This is a genomic window from Neptunicella sp. (genome assembly GCF_048268085.1).
In the GTDB taxonomy this organism is placed as follows: domain Bacteria; phylum Pseudomonadota; class Gammaproteobacteria; order Enterobacterales; family Alteromonadaceae; genus Neptunicella.
Map to the genome: position 1 here is coordinate 64454 of NZ_JBLWWF010000010.1, position 16616 is coordinate 81069.

Annotated in this window: 10 protein-coding genes; 2 read left to right on the forward strand and 8 right to left on the reverse strand. The window is 44.4% G+C overall.

All coding sequences use genetic code 11. The features are described from left to right. Nucleotides 1-113: 113 nt before the first annotated feature. Both ACTD55_RS09830 and ACTD55_RS09835 read right to left on the reverse strand, forming a co-directional pair. Nucleotides 114-1802 (reverse strand): alpha-amylase family glycosyl hydrolase, encoded by a 1689-nt coding sequence (locus tag ACTD55_RS09830; protein ID WP_438864154.1) that lies wholly within the window; start codon nt 1800-1802, stop codon nt 114-116. Nucleotides 1803-1808: 6 nt separating this feature from the next. Next, nucleotides 1809-3335 carry an MFS transporter gene (locus ACTD55_RS09835; protein ID WP_438864155.1) on the reverse strand — a complete coding sequence of 509 codons (1527 nt, stop codon included), beginning with the start codon at nt 3333-3335 and terminating at the stop codon, nt 1809-1811. 271 nt (nt 3336-3606) lie between these two features. On the opposite strand from ACTD55_RS09835, the gene ACTD55_RS09840 reads away from it, so the two are divergent. Next, nucleotides 3607-6090: a glycoside hydrolase family 9 protein gene (locus ACTD55_RS09840; RefSeq protein WP_438864156.1), complete on the forward strand. Its 2484-nt coding sequence runs from the start codon at nt 3607-3609 to the stop codon at nt 6088-6090. A 62-nt stretch (nt 6091-6152) separates the two neighbouring features. Here ACTD55_RS09840 and ACTD55_RS09845 read toward each other — a convergent pair whose 3' ends face one another. The 6 genes from ACTD55_RS09845 to ACTD55_RS09870 all read right to left on the reverse strand — a co-directional run bounded on the left by ACTD55_RS09845 (nt 6153) and on the right by ACTD55_RS09870 (nt 14911). Beyond that, the gene (locus tag ACTD55_RS09845) at nt 6153-7397 is read right to left on the reverse strand and encodes an ABC transporter permease (protein ID WP_438864157.1); all 1245 of its coding nucleotides are present in this window, start codon (nt 7395-7397) and stop codon (nt 6153-6155) included. A gap of 11 nt (nt 7398-7408) precedes the next feature. Then, nucleotides 7409-8647: an ABC transporter permease gene (locus ACTD55_RS09850; RefSeq protein WP_438864158.1), complete on the reverse strand. Its 1239-nt coding sequence runs from the start codon at nt 8645-8647 to the stop codon at nt 7409-7411. Between the two features lie 33 nt (nt 8648-8680). Next, nucleotides 8681-9412, reverse strand: a complete 732-nt coding sequence (locus ACTD55_RS09855) for an ABC transporter ATP-binding protein (protein WP_438864159.1) — start codon at nt 9410-9412, stop codon at nt 8681-8683. A 1-nt stretch (nt 9413) separates the two neighbouring features. Further along, complete coding sequence (locus ACTD55_RS09860; RefSeq protein WP_438864160.1) at nt 9414-10643, reverse strand: efflux RND transporter periplasmic adaptor subunit; 1230 nt, start codon at nt 10641-10643, stop codon at nt 9414-9416. 293 nt (nt 10644-10936) lie between these two features. Continuing rightward, nucleotides 10937-13510, reverse strand: a complete 2574-nt coding sequence (locus tag ACTD55_RS09865; RefSeq protein ID WP_438864161.1) for a M1 family metallopeptidase — start codon at nt 13508-13510, stop codon at nt 10937-10939. A gap of 336 nt (nt 13511-13846) precedes the next feature. Beyond that, entirely contained in the window at nt 13847-14911 is a 1065-nt protein-coding gene (locus tag ACTD55_RS09870) for a GGDEF domain-containing protein (protein WP_438864162.1), read from the reverse strand. Between the two features lie 250 nt (nt 14912-15161). Here ACTD55_RS09870 and ACTD55_RS09875 point away from each other — a divergent pair, with 250 nt between their 5' ends. Then, nucleotides 15162-16571, forward strand: coding sequence for a M20/M25/M40 family metallo-hydrolase (locus ACTD55_RS09875; protein ID WP_438864163.1), 1410 nt, complete (start codon nt 15162-15164; stop codon nt 16569-16571). Nucleotides 16572-16616 lie beyond the last annotated feature (45 nt).

The window sequence follows — 16616 nt, forward strand, 5'->3', positions numbered from 1 at the left end:
ACGTGACAGGCAGGGACATAGAAAAATGTTCGTGACTAAAGTCACTTAGTATGGCTCAGGATCAACAGGATTTTGGTTTTAGCTCGTCGCTCGATGCTCGCCACTCGTTGCTGTTATTTATCCCGCATCAATTCGGTTAAACGTTGTTGTAGCTCTTGTCCCTGAACCCGACCATTATGCAGCCAAACTTGCACACCATGTGCTGCCACTCGACTGGATAAGCTATCCTGCACCCGCAGCGTATTGCCACTTAAAGCCTCCTGCCATTCTCCCGATTGCATATAATCGCTAACATTGTATTCCATTGGCTGATCCGATTTATTTAGTAATACCAATGCGGTTTGGGCAATCTCACCGGTTTGCAGTACGCGATAAAATATCGCTTGTTGACCTTGCAGCTTAACATTCAACTGTAGTCCTCGTTGCAACGCCGGTATCGCTTGACGCACTTTGGCTATGGCGGCCAAATGTTGATGGATAGGATGTTGCCGGGACATTTGAATTCCCGCTTGGCCAAAATAATTGCGATTACCTTCATGTTCACTGGTACCGCGCATAAATCCCATCTCCGAACCCTGATAAACAACTGGAATACCACGGCTGGTAAATAACCAGTTATGTGCGTCGATAAAACCATCGTCACTGGCATTCATTCTGGCCATATCGTGGTTATCGTAAAAGGTGGTCAGATCATAAGGATTAGCATACGGACCACCGGTTAAATGCAAATAACCGAGCAAATCGGCATAGTCACTATCAGGATCGGAAAAAACCTTGACCATGGCTTGTTGGCCAGGGAAATCCAGTACACTGATCCCGCCATTTTTAGCCAATGTATGTTCAGCAATATGCTCGGCATTGTAATCAAAGGCCTCACCAAACATAAAAAAGCCCGGATGTTTGGCTCTGATTTTATCGCTAAAGGCTTTCCAGAAATCATGGGGAACATGTTTAATGGTATCGATACGAAAGGCATCAGCGCCTTGGTCGATCCAGTATAAATAAGCGTTTATCAGATAATTCCGCACTTGCGGATTGCGATCATCCAAATTGGATAACTGGGCTAAATCGGGCGTATGACGAAAAAATTGATGTAACGGATTGGTACTATCGAGCTGCTCCGGTAGCACGTTTTGATGGTCAGCGACTAATTGCCATTGTTGATCGTAAATTTCCCCATACTTGGGTTGATCCTTTGGCATCGTAAAGGAGGGGGAACCATGATTAGCAACAATATCCAATACGGTTTTTAACCCATACTGCTGCCGCAAGGTCTGAGTCATTTGTTTAAAACTCAGGTTTTTAGACGGCCAGTGTTCATCTACCTGCCAGAAATTATCCGCCCAATAGCCGTGATAACCCGTTTTGCCGCCATCTCTAAACTTGCCGCCAAACTCTATCGGTTTATCCCCCGTAAACGCCTCATCGGGGTTATCTACAATCGGCGAGATCCAAACTGCGGTAAAGCCCATATCCCGAATATAATCGGCATTGTTGACAATCCCCTGAAAGTCCCCGCCCATATAACCCACATTGGCAGTGCGACCATCCGGCCCTGTTAATTCAAGGTTAAAGGTCGGGTGCGCACCGCCTTGTTCGGGTTGGTTATTAGTCGGATCACCATCCACAAACCGATCGGTCATCACAAAATATATCGCTTCTGCCGCAAATGGCTCGTGGGTGCCTATATAATCTGTCGTGGCTTGTTTAGCGCTAGTGAGTTCACTCTTCCCCGCACAACTCAATACCAATAATGGGCTTAACAATAGTAGAATGGATTTTATATATTTATGACTTTTCATTATTGATTATTCCTGCAGTTGTACATCTGATCTTGCGTCAATTCGCAAGGTCATACCGCCGGCAATTAACATGCTGAAACCGCCAACGACTAGGGCGTAAATAGGTTGGCTATCAAATAATTTGGTCACCACAAAACCGAGAATACTGGCAGCCAGAATTTGCGGTAGGACAATAAAGTAATTAAATATGCCCATAAATAACCCCATTTTAGCGCTGGGCAGTGCGTTAGACAGGATCGCATAGGGCACGCCAAGAATTGAAGCCCACGCAAAACCGACGCCGACCATAGACAAAATCAACCATTGAGGATCATCTATATACAAGAAAGAAATAAAGCCAAAGCCGCCCAGAAATAAATTAATCATATGGGCAATACGCAAGTTAAACAGTTTTACCACCAGCGGAATCACCATCGCGGCAAAAATAGTGGTCCCGTTATACACCGAACTTAATACTCCAGCCCAATCTGCACCTTGGTTATACAGCACAGAAGTCGGATCGGTACTGCCAAAGTGATGGGAGGTTATGGCGGCAGTTAAATAGGTCCACATCGCAAAAAACGGGAACCATGAGAAAAACTGAACCACGGCCAATTGTTTCATGGTTTCTGGCATGGCAAATAAATCATTCATCACCGAGGAAAATCCGTTGCTAGCCGCGTTTTTTCTATCCAAATATCCTGCCACTAACTGACACAAACCAAATACCGCAACGCCACCGGTAAGAATAAACAAGCCCTTATCCAGTATGGCAAGATTGCTATAAACTAACGCGGTGAGTATAAAGCCGATAAGCAACCATATCAGGCCGCTTTTGGTATACTTTTCAGAGGAGCGTTTTACCACTCTAACAGCATCCTGATGGGATAATTCCTGCTCGCTAGTGTCAAACGCTTGTAACTGCTCCGGCGAATATTCTTTAGTAGTGTAGACTGTCCATAACACCGCCAACAACAACACCACACCACCGGCATAGAAAGCAAATTTCACTGACTCCGGTATCTCCCCCGCCGCGGCGGTATTACTGATTTCAAACCAGTTAGTCATCATCCAAGGCAATGATGAGGCGACGACTGCGCCGACCCCGATGAAAAATGTTTGCATGGAATAACCTAATGCCCGTTGTTGCTTGGGCAACATATCACCGACAAAAGCCCGAGTAGGCTCCATACACACATTGATAGTGGCATCCATAATCCACAACATCCCTGCAGCAAACCATAATGCTGGTGAATTAGGCATGACAAATAACGCTATACTCGCGGTAATCGCACCTAATAGAAAATAGGGGCGGCGACGACCTAAACGATTCCAGGTATTGTCGCTGAAATATCCCACTATCGGCTGCACAATCAAGCCCGTAATTGGTGCTGCCACAAACAAAATCGCCATATTGCTATAGTCAGCACCCAGGGTTTCGAAAATCCGTCCCACATTGGCATTTTGCAAGGCAAATCCAAACTGGATCCCCAAAAAGCCAAAACACATATTCCAGATTTGCCAGAAACTCAGTTCCGGTTTGTTTTTTTGCATCGTGTCATTCTCTTTAGGTCATCGAGGCGATTTTAATCGATGATTTTGTTATAGGTTTGTTAAGCAACCGATACTAACCAATGACGCCAAGGGTCACGAGTAAAATAAAAAAATTACATACGTATTCAATCAATTTTTGCCTAATTTTTTATAAATGCGCTGTTGTTACATTGGTCTTATCAGCTGTTACATTACTGATATTGCCTAGTTAAACATTTGATTTACTTATATTATTTATAATGATAAACAATCAACTAAACGGAACATTCTAATGCAGCGAATACTACTCAGCCTATTAATCATCATGGTGCTGCCCACTAACGCAGCACAATTAAAATTAAATGATAAAGGTTATTTGGAAATGCCCGGCCTCAATGTGACCTCCTTTGCCGATATTTATCCAGATGGACATCAAACTGGCGTCACCATTATTCAACACGGTGAACGAGTTGCCGCCAATGGTGACCTGCGCCTTGAAACTTCACCCGGTCAATGGTCTCCCGTGCCCGTAGGCGGTAAGCAAACGCTGGACAAAGCACATAATCGTATTACTCAAACGCTGTCCTATCCCGACCCGTCTAAAGACCGTACCGGCTTTAATCCGATTATTTATCCTGACCTGAAGTTCAGTTATCAGGTCAATGTCGAAGCATTAAACAATAACCGTTTTAAAATCAGCGTAGATTTAGACCAACCGCTACCCAAGGAGTGGATCGGTAAAGTCGGGTTTAATTTTGAGCTTTTTCCGGGTTTGTTATTTGGTAAATCCTGGTTGATGGATGACCAAACGGGCATATTCCCACATCAGCCCAATGGCCCATTTATTGAGCAAGATGGCGAAGTGTTAGCCGCCCCGCTTGGGAGTGGCAATAAGCTGGTTGTGGCCCCCGAATCAGACCGTCAACGCATAAGTATTGAGGCCAAAAATAACACGCTTACCTTATGGGATGGACGAACCAATCACAACAACGGCTGGTTTATTGTCCGCTCACTGGTGCCGGCTGGCGCAACTAAAAACGCCATCGAATGGATTGTCACCCCCCACGTGATCAAAGACTGGCAATATCAACCGGTGATTCAGGTATCGCAAATAGGTTATCACCCCGATCAGCAAAAAGTTGCCATTATCGAACAGGATGGCAGCGACAAGAGCACATCAGATATGACGCTGTATAAACTAACCGAAAGCGGTCAACAAAAAGTCTACACAGCGGCCACGAAAGCGTGGGGGAAATTTTTGCGCTATCAATATGCCAGTTTCGATTTTTCCGCTATTCGCGAGCCGGGTATGTATCAACTGGAATACCGTGGTCAAAAAAGCCATCCCTTCAGTATTTCCAGCGATATATATAGCCGCCACACCTGGCAGCCCACCCTGGAGTATTTTTTACCGGTACAAATGTGCCATATGCGCGTAAACGAAAAATATCGGGTCTGGCATGATCACTGTCACCATGATGACGCGTTAATGGCACCGACAGACCTCAATCATTTCGACGGTTATATTTCCGGTACTTCCACCTTAACGGATTTCACTCCCGGTGAACGGGTGCCACAGTTGAATAAAGGTGGCTGGCACGATGCTGGTGATTACGATCTGCGGGTTGAATCACAAATTGGCACCGTCTGGTTACTCAGTATGATGGTGGAAGAATTTGGCCTTGATTATGACGCCACCCTGATTGATCAGGATAAAGAGCTGGTTGAAATTCATCATCCCGATGGTAAATCCGATGCCCTGCAACAGATTGAACATGGTTTGCTTACGGTGTTAGGCGGCTACCGCTCGATGGGACGTTTATATCGGGGCATTATTGTTCCCACCGTGCGTCAATACGTCATGTTGGGTGATGCCGGTAGTCAAACTGACGGTTTATATCAGGATAACAACTTGTCCTCTGATCAAGTCAAGGGTGTTCACTCCGGTAAACAGGATGACCGGTGGGTCTTTACGGAACAAAATCCGGGTCGTGAATTGTATGTGGCGGGTGGATTAGCTGCCGCTTCTCGGGTATTAGTGGACTATAACCCTGATCTTGCTAAAGAATCTCTTGAGGCCGCTAAAGCCATATACCAGGCCGCCATCGACAACAAAGATAAATTCAAACCACAGCATCGCAACTCCCAAGTGTTTGCCTTAACCGAACTCTTGCTTAGCACGGGTAACAACCATTACCGGTCACAACTATTTGCCTTACAGGACTATATCGTTGAGCATATTGCCGATACCGGCTGGGCAATTGGCCATATCCTAGCCACCATTGATAACAGTCAATTCAAACAAGCCGTGACGGCCGCTGTGGATACTTATCAACAACAACTGCGCAAAGAAGCTGAAGATTCGCCCTTTGGCGTGCCATACAAACCCAATATTTGGGGAGCGGGCTGGACGATACAGCAATTTGGTGTACACCAGTATTTCTTTAACAAGGGTTGGCCAGCACTGACCGGCAGTGATTTTTACTTAAACGCGCTGAATTTTGTTTTGGGCGTCCACCCGGGTAATAACAGCCAATCCTTCGCTTCTGGGGTAGGATCCGAATCGGCGCTAGTGGCCTATGGTGTTAATCGGGCTGATTGGTCACATATTCCCGGCGGCGTAATTTCAGGAACAGCGCTCATTCGTCCGGATTTGCCGGAACTAAAAATCTGGCCATTCTTCTGGCAGCAGACTGAATATGTGATGGGAGGCGGTGCCACCAACTATATGTTTTTAGCCATGGCCGCCGAACAGCGTTTTAAAGCGGCAAAATAATACGTCCTGAATAAAAGGGCTGATACTTCAGCCCTTTTTTCAACACCTAAAATTAATCAACATCACTCGTAATGCAATGCTTCTATCGGGTTCAGTTTGGAGGCTTTAATCGCCGGTAACATACCAAACACGATACCGATAAAACTGCAGAACCCCATCCCTAACAGCGCCCATTCGTAGGGAATATTGGCCTGAAAATTGGTCATTGCTGACATGATATTGCCCAAACTGAAGCCAAGAAAGATGCCAATAATGCCACCGACATTACACAGCACGACGGCCTCAAATAAAAATTGCACCAGAATATTGCTGCGTTTAGCACCTAATGACTTGCGAATACCAATCTCTTTGGTTCGCTCGGTGACCGATACCAGCATGATATTCATAATACCAATACCAGCCACAATTAAGGCAATCGCCCCCATCACAAATGCGCCGATTTTGACCGGTTTGGTCGACTCGTTAAATTGATCAATTTGACTCAAACTGGTGAAGTAATAAAAGTTATCCGGTTCATTGTGTTTGACGTTACGAATACGACGGATAAGCGCACGTACTTCTTCAATAGCATCCGGCAGCAACTCAGGTGTTTTGGAATGAATCGTCACATTGGCTGAACGGGGAAAGCCGTTATCGAAAAACATGCCGTAGATATTGGTATAAGTATCACTGGGCATCAGCGCCAGCGTTTCATAAGGACCACCAAAAGCGGACTCTTTTTTCTCGAACACTCCTATAACTTCAAATTTGCGTCCATCCACCCGAATGGTTTTGCCAATCGGATCGGTAAAGGGAAACAGTTCCTCGGCCAGTGTATTGCCAATCACCACCACTTTGGCGGCCGTCAGCATATCCATTCGTGAAATATTGCGGCCATTGGCGATAAAGTGAGTATTATTCTCGGCATACTCTGGTGAGCCACCACATAACGACACAATAGGCTCTGTGGTATATCCATTATAACTGGCGGTTTTACCACCATCCCAAAACTCGGTACCGACTAAATCTACCGACTGCACGTTGTCGCGAATGGCCTGTGCTTCTTCCAGCGTCACCGGTGGCCACTTCATCGCTTCACGGCGCTGCTCATCACTGCTAAATCCGTTCGGCCACTTTTGGATCTGAAAGGTCTGGGTGCCAAGAACCGTCATTTCCCGCTCCATAGTGCCCTGAATAACCGAAATTGCGGTCATGACACCGATGATGGACGCCACGCCAAGAATAATACCGAACAGGGTTAATCCAGAACGCAACTTATTACTGCGTATCGCGCCTAGTGACATAACAAAGGTATCTAATAATCTCATTTTTTATCTCACTATTCGTATCTGAGCGCTTCAATGGGATCGAGTTTGGCACCGCGATAAGCCGGTACAAAACCGGAAATCACCCCAACCAAGACTGAAACCACCAGAGCAATGATGATAATGCCCAATGACAAACTGGCAGGCATTAAGGTTTGATTTAGTAACTCGGTAATCAGCGCGGCTATCGTTAGCCCAACGATACCGCCAAATAAACAAATCACCGCGGCTTCAAACAAAAACTGCATTAAAATACTGCGTTGCCGGGCACCAATGGCTTTGCGAATACCAATCTCCTTGGTGCGCTCGGTGACTGAGACAAACATGATATTCATCACGCCCACCCCGCCAACAAACAATGAAATGCCGGTAATGGCTAAGCCCACCAAGACCACCACACCCATAATCGAATTATAGGCATCGAGTAAGCTATCCAGTTTATTAATGGAAAAATCATCTTTTTCGATAGGCTTTAAACCACGAATTTTGCGCATTTCGCCAATTACTTCATATTCAAAGTCTTCCATCACATCCGGTGAGGGTGCTTTGATGGCAATATCCACGTTGGAACGCCCACCGCTGTTACCAAAAACTTTACTGTAAGTGGTAATGGGAATAAAAATCTGACGATCATAATTAGGACCACCAAAAATGCTGCCCCCCTGCGTTTCCATCACACCAATAATGGTAAATTTATGCATGCCTATTTTGAACTTGCGCCCAACGGGATCAAAATCGCCAAATAATCCTTCGGCAATTTCAGAACCAATCACCGCGACATGCTTCTTATATTCAACATCAAAAGGCATTAAAAACCGGCCTTTCTCCGGCACCATATTAGACACAATAACTTGTTTGTCGGTGGTACCAATAACCCGAGAATTGTCGATGACTTTTGTTTCATACTTCACCGCTTGATTGCGGCCCATACTGGGATTGACCACCGCCCGACCGCGTAATCGTCGCTCCAGACTATCGACTTCATTCATGGTAATGGCCGGACGATTGCGATATTGAAAATTAGGCCCATTCTGGATCCAGGGGCGCTGGGAAACATACAGCACATCGGAGCCCACCGAGGCAAAAGACTCACGGAAAGAAATCTGCAAACCATTGGCTGCTGTCATTGTCGTAATCACCGCCACAATACCAATAATGATGCCTAACGCGGTGAGTCCACCGCGCGCTTTATTGGCTTGCAGCGCTGCCAGCGCTATCTTGAATGATTCACTGATATCGAGTGTTAATTTCATTCATTTTTCTCACTTGTTATCTGAGCGGGCCGGTTAACTCGCGGCACTATTTAACGACTTCTGCGACTGTAATTTGTCACTTTCAATAAGGCCGTCTTTGAGTCTCACTACCCGTTTCGCATTCTCGGCAATATCATCTTCGTGCGTGACCAATACAATGGTATGGCCTTTTTCATTTAACTGATTCATCAACTTCATGATCTCGTCACCGGTTTCTGTATCCAGATTACCGGTCGGTTCATCGGCCAAAATAATAGAAGGATTGCAGACCAATGCCCTGGCAATAGCCACCCGTTGACGCTGACCACCAGATAACTCATTGGGTTTATGTTCTTTACGGGATAATAACCCCACCGATTCAATAGCTTGTTCCGCTATTTTACGACGTTCAGCTTTGCCCACCCCTTTATAGATAAGCGGTAATTCCACATTACTGAACACACTAACCCGCGGCACCAGATTGAAGGTTTGGAATACAAAGCCGATTTTTTGATTACGAATAGCCGCGAGCTGATCTTCCCCCATTTCCCCCACCGATTCGCCTTCCAATAAATAGCTACCGGCAGTGGGGACATCTAAACAGCCAATCATATTCATTAAAGTGGATTTACCCGAACCGGATGGTCCCATGATGGCAACGTATTCACCTTGTTCGATTTGCAACGATACACCTTTAAGCGCACTGACCTGCTGATCACCCATTTGATAGGTTTTCACCACATCACGAATTTGTAATATGGCGCTGGATCCTGTAACCGCCACCATATTAGTTGCCTTCCGATTGGTCATTAGCCTTAATATGCACCAAACCACCATTGGTCAATTCTCGCGAAATAGCGCGATAACTACCGGTAACGACTTGGTCGCCTTCTTTTACACCGTCAACGATTTCGATTAAGGCGTCACTCTGAATACCGGTTTTAACCTGTTTGGCTACCGATTTACCGTCTTCAATAACAAATACCACTTCGACAAAACCGTCTTTACCGGCAGTAAAGTTCTGTCCTTCCGCTTTAAGCTGATCAGCCGTTCTTACCGTGACACTTTGAATCGGCACACTTATCGCCTGTTCACGGGTATCAGTGACAATATCAGCACTGGCGGTCATGCCGGGACGTAATTTAGAAACATCTCCTGTTAAGGCGACGGTGACTTCGAATTCGGTTTTCTGATTAGTGGTGCCGGCAGGAATATCCACCGCACTGCTGGCAATTTCGGACACTTTTCCAGATAGTTTTTCACCTAATAGTGCATCGACTTCAATATCTGAATGCTGACCTAGTTGAATAGCAATAATGTCATTTTCATCCACTTTAACCAGCGCTTCCATTTCATTCAGATTGGCGATAATCATGATCACATCTTCCTGGAATTGTGAACCAATGGCGATTTCCCCCTGCTCTTTATTCAGCTTACTGACCGTACCTGACATTGGGGCATAAATAGTGGTTTTAGATAATGCATCGCGAGCTTGTTTTAACTGACCTTTGCTCTGTTCTACTTGATCCAGTGCGGATTCGTAGCGCGCCACTTCAACTTGATAGAGTGCCTGAGCACTATCCAGTGCAGATTGAGATTCCAACTTTTGCGCTACCAGCTCTTGAGCACGGCGAAAAACTTTTTCTGCCTGATCGCGGTTTTCTTTAACCAGCTTTGCCTGCGCCTGTGCAGAACGGACTGTGGCTTCTTCACTTTCAACACTGGCCAAGTACCGCTCACGATCCAGTTCCACTAGCAACTCACCTTTTTCCACCCAGTCCCCTTCTTTTACTTCCATGCGGGTGATCTTGGCACTGACATCGGCACTGATATTAATTTGTGTTTTAGGCTGAATTTTACCGGTACCATTAACCTTTTGTACGATTTGAGCCAGTTTAACCGGCTCGACTTCCACTTCGATGCCCTTGTCTTCCTTTTTGCCGGCTAAAGTCAAATACACTCCAGCGGCGATGATCACAACAACTATCCCTGTGATAATTTTTGTTTTTGTTTGCATATTTATATCCGTCGTTATGTTTTTAATTAATTGTAAATCAATAGTTGATTTATCTAGCATAAGCATGGATAGGAATAAATGGAAAAACTCTATGGTAAGTAAGCGTGTACAAACGTAACAAAATCTGTCGATCCCTGAATTACCCCATCTCGTCACACAACGCTTTACAGCAAATAATTTTATTAATCATGGCTTTTACGTTTAAAAACGGTCTGCAATCAGTGATGCAAATATTCCATTGAAGCAAAAAAAACAGCGGACTGGCCGCTGTTTTTATGGGTAATCTATAATCGTTATTGCTGCTTTAAATATTGGTTAAAGGCAGGCTGGTTTTTATCCTTCAATTCAACACACTGTTGTGATCGTTGCATGGCTACTTCGTAACTTCTGGCCATACCGTCAAACTGCTGCATGCGATCTTTATAAAACGTTTTAGCCGAATCAATATCCTGCTGATTACAGGTACTGCCGGTATATTCAGGCAAATGACCAACATGATATGCAGGCATTTTTTGAGTTAGCTCGGTAAAGTGTTTTTCCATCCATTGATAAAACAAATCTTTATTGTCCTGAATTGCCGCCCCACGATACAAACTGGCAATAACATTGGCTGGTGTGACATAAGATTGCAGTGAAAAATCCAGATAACGCTGTAACAACTTATCCTGTTTGAAAGCAAATCCACGATTGATGGTACTGCGCACTCGTGCATCTGTATGAGCAATATAAGCCTGTTCAAACTTGTTATACCACTGTGCATCGCCATGACGGGCAACCATTGTCATAGCTCGACTGGCAATACTGTTGGGGACAGAATGAGGATCGGCCAGGTAACTTTTGGTCAGTTTGGTGCTGATGTCCAGCACTTGTTGATTATCGGTATTACTGGTGAGTAGTCCCAAAATGGTATAACGCAGTTTAACCAGCTCATCCGATTCACCAGCTTGTTCAGTAGTACCTAATTTATTGAACCAAGGCATCGCCATTTTTTCAATATAGGTGGCGTAAAGGTGACGATTTGAGTCATCAACCAGATAATCCAGTTTATCAATGGCACTGAAAACAGCCGCAACGACCATAGGCTCTTTAGCATTTGCCAGTACCGTCAATGCTTTAAAATATTCAACCAGGGAAATCTGGTTAGCCGAGAATAATGCGCCAACATTATAGACCAGGCTTTTCTTTTCCTTGCCACTCAGAACATCAATATCCTTCAGTAATGCATCAAGCTGTTTGACCGATGTTTTCCAGCGGAAGTAACCCAACGCACCGCTATCAGGGAAGATCCATTCGGCTTCGCTAATTTTACTAATTACATCTTGCTGATCAGTTAACGTGAAGGTCGTGTTTTTTACCTGTCCATTTTGCTTATATTTGATTGACAGAGGAATTTGCCATACCTGATTCTTGTTACCTTCATCTGTCAGTAAATAACGTTGCTGAGTCACTTTGCCATTCTCATCAAAGCTCAGTAAAGCATAACCAGGTTGTTCAATGTAGGTTTTCATCATGGCCGGCAAATCAATATCACTAACGGTCGCCAGTGCGTGCCACAAGTCATTCGCTTCGGCATTTTTCCAGCTACGCTGTTTAATATATTTCTGAATACCTTGCTGAAATGCTTGCTCTCCAATTAATGATTCAATCATTAATAAAATCGATTCGCCCTTACTGTAATTTAGGCCTAATCCATCCATCACATCAGCGGCACTGCGAACCTGTTTTTTAATTGGACGAGTAGTAGGACTCGCATCCGCAGGGAATGCCCCTTCCTGAACCAAGTCATTCTTGGTATTTAATTCCGGGTAAAGGTTGACCATCACTTTACCGGCCATCCAGGAAGCAAATGCCTCGTTTAGCCACAAGTCATCCCACCAGGCCATAGTCACCAAATTGCCATACCACATATGCGCCAATTCATGGGCAACAACACTTAATGGTCCAGCTTTATCGGTTAAACTTGGTTGGTCATCTAACAACAGGTAACTGGAACGGAAGGTAATTAAACCGGCATTTTCCATTGCCCCGTGGGTAAAATTAGGTACTGCAATAAAATCAATTTTTTCAAAGGGATAATCCATTCCAAAATAGGACTCCAACGCCTTAACAATCTCGGCGGTGTGCTTGGCAATGAACTTCGTTTTACCCGCTTGCCCTTTCGCTGTGTAGATATGACCTGGAACGGACAGGCCCTCGATGGGGGCTGAATCAAATTCACCAATAGCATAAGCAACAATATAGCTTGGCATAGGCTTGGTTTTATTGAATACCACGGTCTGCCAGCCATTTTTAACTGTACGTTTGGCAACTTGGGTATTCGACAACACGGTGTTTTTTTCCGGGCTGCTGATGGTCAGCTGGAACGGAATTTTAAAACTTGGTTCATCAAAGGACGGAAAAGCGCGTCTGGCATGCATGTCTTCAAACTGGGTATAAATATAATTTTTATCTTCGAATTGCGCCAAATACATTCCGTCAGAACTGGTATTAACTTTGCCGCTAAACGCAATTTGTAACTGGTACTTTCCCGCAGGAATAGTGCTAGCACTTGTCGCCCAATTAATATTGTAATCACCCTGAGTCACGGACAAAGGGGTATGCTTATCACCCTGCACCAACTCAATTTTATCTATCGACAAATCAATCTGGTAAAAACCAATTTTATCGGTGGGGCTGGTCACATTAATATCAATAACGGTGTTACCGCTGTAATCCAATTGATCGGGATCCACCTTCAAGCTGACTTGTTGAAACTCAGGTTTGATATTAACCGGTAAACGATACTCGGTTTGGGCAGCAGCACTTATTGAATAAAATAGTGTACTGACCATCAATATGTATAGATGGGGTATTAAACGTTTAATCATAAAAAATCCCTAAACTCTGTAAACGATGAGGCGTACTACAGAAAAAATGTTAAAAGCCCAAATCCAGTCAGGAATATGGGGTTAGCCACTCTGTACTTGTGCAGAATGGTTTGAGAGTTTGTATGGCAGGTTGGGTAGGTAAAACCGGACTATAAACTGGGATACAACAACCTCTTAACTCACTACTTGATCCCTCCCTATGGTGCGAAGACGATCAATCATTAAGCGTTGAGTTTATCAATTCAAGACGTGGGAACAACTATTACTGTATTAATGTCAGCAATTGTTACACTTTCGTTCTGTCAACCGAAGCTGACATTGGACAAATATTTCAATTTAATCGATTTTGATACAATTACGACCAGAAGACTTGGCTTGATAAAGCGCTTTATCAGCAGCTTCTATCAGCTTATTTGGATTTTCTCCTTTTACCGGAACCATACTGGCAATACCAATACTAACCGTGACAGGTAATGTTTTATTTTCCAGGGTAAAAGGACTGGACTCGATTTTTGCACGAATACGTTCTGCAATCATCGCCGCGTCATTAATGCCGGTACTGGTCAGTAAAACGGCAAACTCTTCGCCACCAAAGCGGGCCACCAGATCGGTTCTGCGTGGTACCGCCTGCTGAATAATGTCGGCCAAATGAATTAAACAGGCATCTCCGTAAAGATGACCGTGAGTATCATTAATACTTTTAAACCGATCAACATCAATCAACAGTAACGACAATTCCAGATTATTTCTGGCGCCGGTATGCCAATGGGATTCATAACTGGTATTAAAATGCCCACGATTATAAATGTGAGTCAGTGAATCCATTTTGTTCAGTTGCTCTAATTCTTTTTTTTGTGCATCAAGCTGCTGCTCAATCCGAAAGGAACGAATATATTCTCTATTGGTACGACATCCCAATACGACTAAATAGCTGGAATAAATCACCAGCATGCTGGCAAAGGGTAATTTACCTTCAACCACCACACCCGCGATAATCGAAGGCACTACTAATATTGCCAAATTAGCCAAGGCAAGCTTGATTCTCGGCGTTAACGCCATCAACGCCCCACTGGCAATCCCGCCCATGACTAAAAAAGTCACATGCAAAATTGGAGTAAAACGTGGATCAAAAATGGCTAAGGTAAAAATAGTACTAAGGATTGCGGCATGGCATAAGGACAACGAAGCAAATATCATCATCCAAAGCGAAGGTGAATACTGGTATAAACGCTTGGAACACAGTTTATGCAAAAAACGTAATATACTGATAAACAGCATGGCCACAGCAAAATATAAACTAAGTTGCGGTTGCAAAATGTGGAAATTAAATGGCCAAAAAACAGCGGGAAGCACGATTGCATAGATAAAAATTCCTGCCAATGAACGTTGCAGGAGATCCATATCAATCCGTTGTTGAATAATCTTGTCTTGAGTACTTATATTCGTCGCCTTGCAAAAATAATCAGAAAATAGGTCATCTTTTAAATCAAGTTACCATCAGCTCATTATGTTGAAAACAAAAACTTTTTCACCATTCCATTTTACCGATGCCAATAATAATTGTACTTTATTCAGACATCGTTATGGTGTCGATGATATCAATGATTGATGACTTTTTATTACAACTATTATCCCACAACAAGGACACCCTATGTTACTAAAACGGTCTCTACTCTCGACTAAGCTACTATTTTGCGCAGCTATATTATGCACGTCCGCAACATCGGCGGCCACAATTACCGATACGGATAAAGCTCAATTAGACCAATTAAAAAACACCGTACTCGTGTCAGATGACAGCTACAACATTATTGAGTCGCTCACCACCGAAGTGGGTGCACGAATGGTGGGAACCTCGGCGGAAAAGCAATCTGTAGAATGGGCGGTGGCTAAAATGAAGTCACTAGGTTTCGACAAAGTATGGGTTGAACCGGTCGCCACCAAATTATGGCAGCGGGGGGATTTGACTATTAAGCTTACCTCTCCTTATCCCCATCCATTAGTTGGCTTGGCCTTAGGCGGCAGTATTGGTACCAATGGCAAAGAACTCAATGCTCAAGTCATACAGTTTGACGATTTAGAGGCGTTAAAAGCCGCTAAAGAAGGAAGTCTGGAAGGTAAGATTGCCTTTATTTCCTATCGAATGGAACGCCATATTGACGGACACGGTTATGGTCAGGCAGTCGGTGCGCGCGCTGCTGGTGCCGCGGTTGCGGCTCAAAAAGGCGCTATCGCTTATGTAATGCGTTCCGTTGGCACCGATACTAACCGTATTGCCCACACCGGTGGTATGCGTTATCAAGATGGTGTTGAAAAAATTCCAGCCATTGCAATTTCAAACCCGGATGCCGATTTACTCATGAATCAACTTAAACGGGGTCAACCGGTGGAGATGTCACTCAATCTCAGTGCCAAACCAAATGACAAAGCTCAAGTCCGTTCCTATAACGTTATTGGAGATCTCACCGGTAGTGAAAAGCCCAATGAATATGTCACTCTCGGCGCTCATCTGGATAGCTGGGATGTAGGAACCGGTGCCATTGATGATGGGATAGGTGTAGGTATGATGCTCTCTACTGTCCATCATTTGGCTCAATTACCCAAGCGGCCTAAGCGCACCGTTAGAGTTATTTTATTTGCCGCGGAAGAAATTGGATTATTTGGTGCAAGAGCCTATGCACATCAGCATAAAGGCGATATGAGCCAACATGTCATTGGCGCAGAATGGGATTTTGGCAATGGCGCAATCTATAAGCTAACCCCGGGTGTGGGTCCTTCTGCACTGAACAGTATTCGTGAATTTGCCAACATTCTGGCGCCAATGGGCGTAGCTTTAGACGAAAATAACGATGCCAAAGGCCAGTCCGATATGAGTGCATTAGGCAAAGAAGGAATGCCGGCAATTAATTTTGATCCCGATGGGTCTGACTATTTTGACTACCACCACACCGAAAATGACACACTGGACAAAGTCGATCAGCAAGCATTAAGAAAAAATACTGCTATTTACACCATGTTCACTTACTTTGCCGCACAAGCGGATGTGGATTTCCGACAATAACAGTCAGTGTTATTCGATACAAAAATGCCGCAATATTGCGGCATT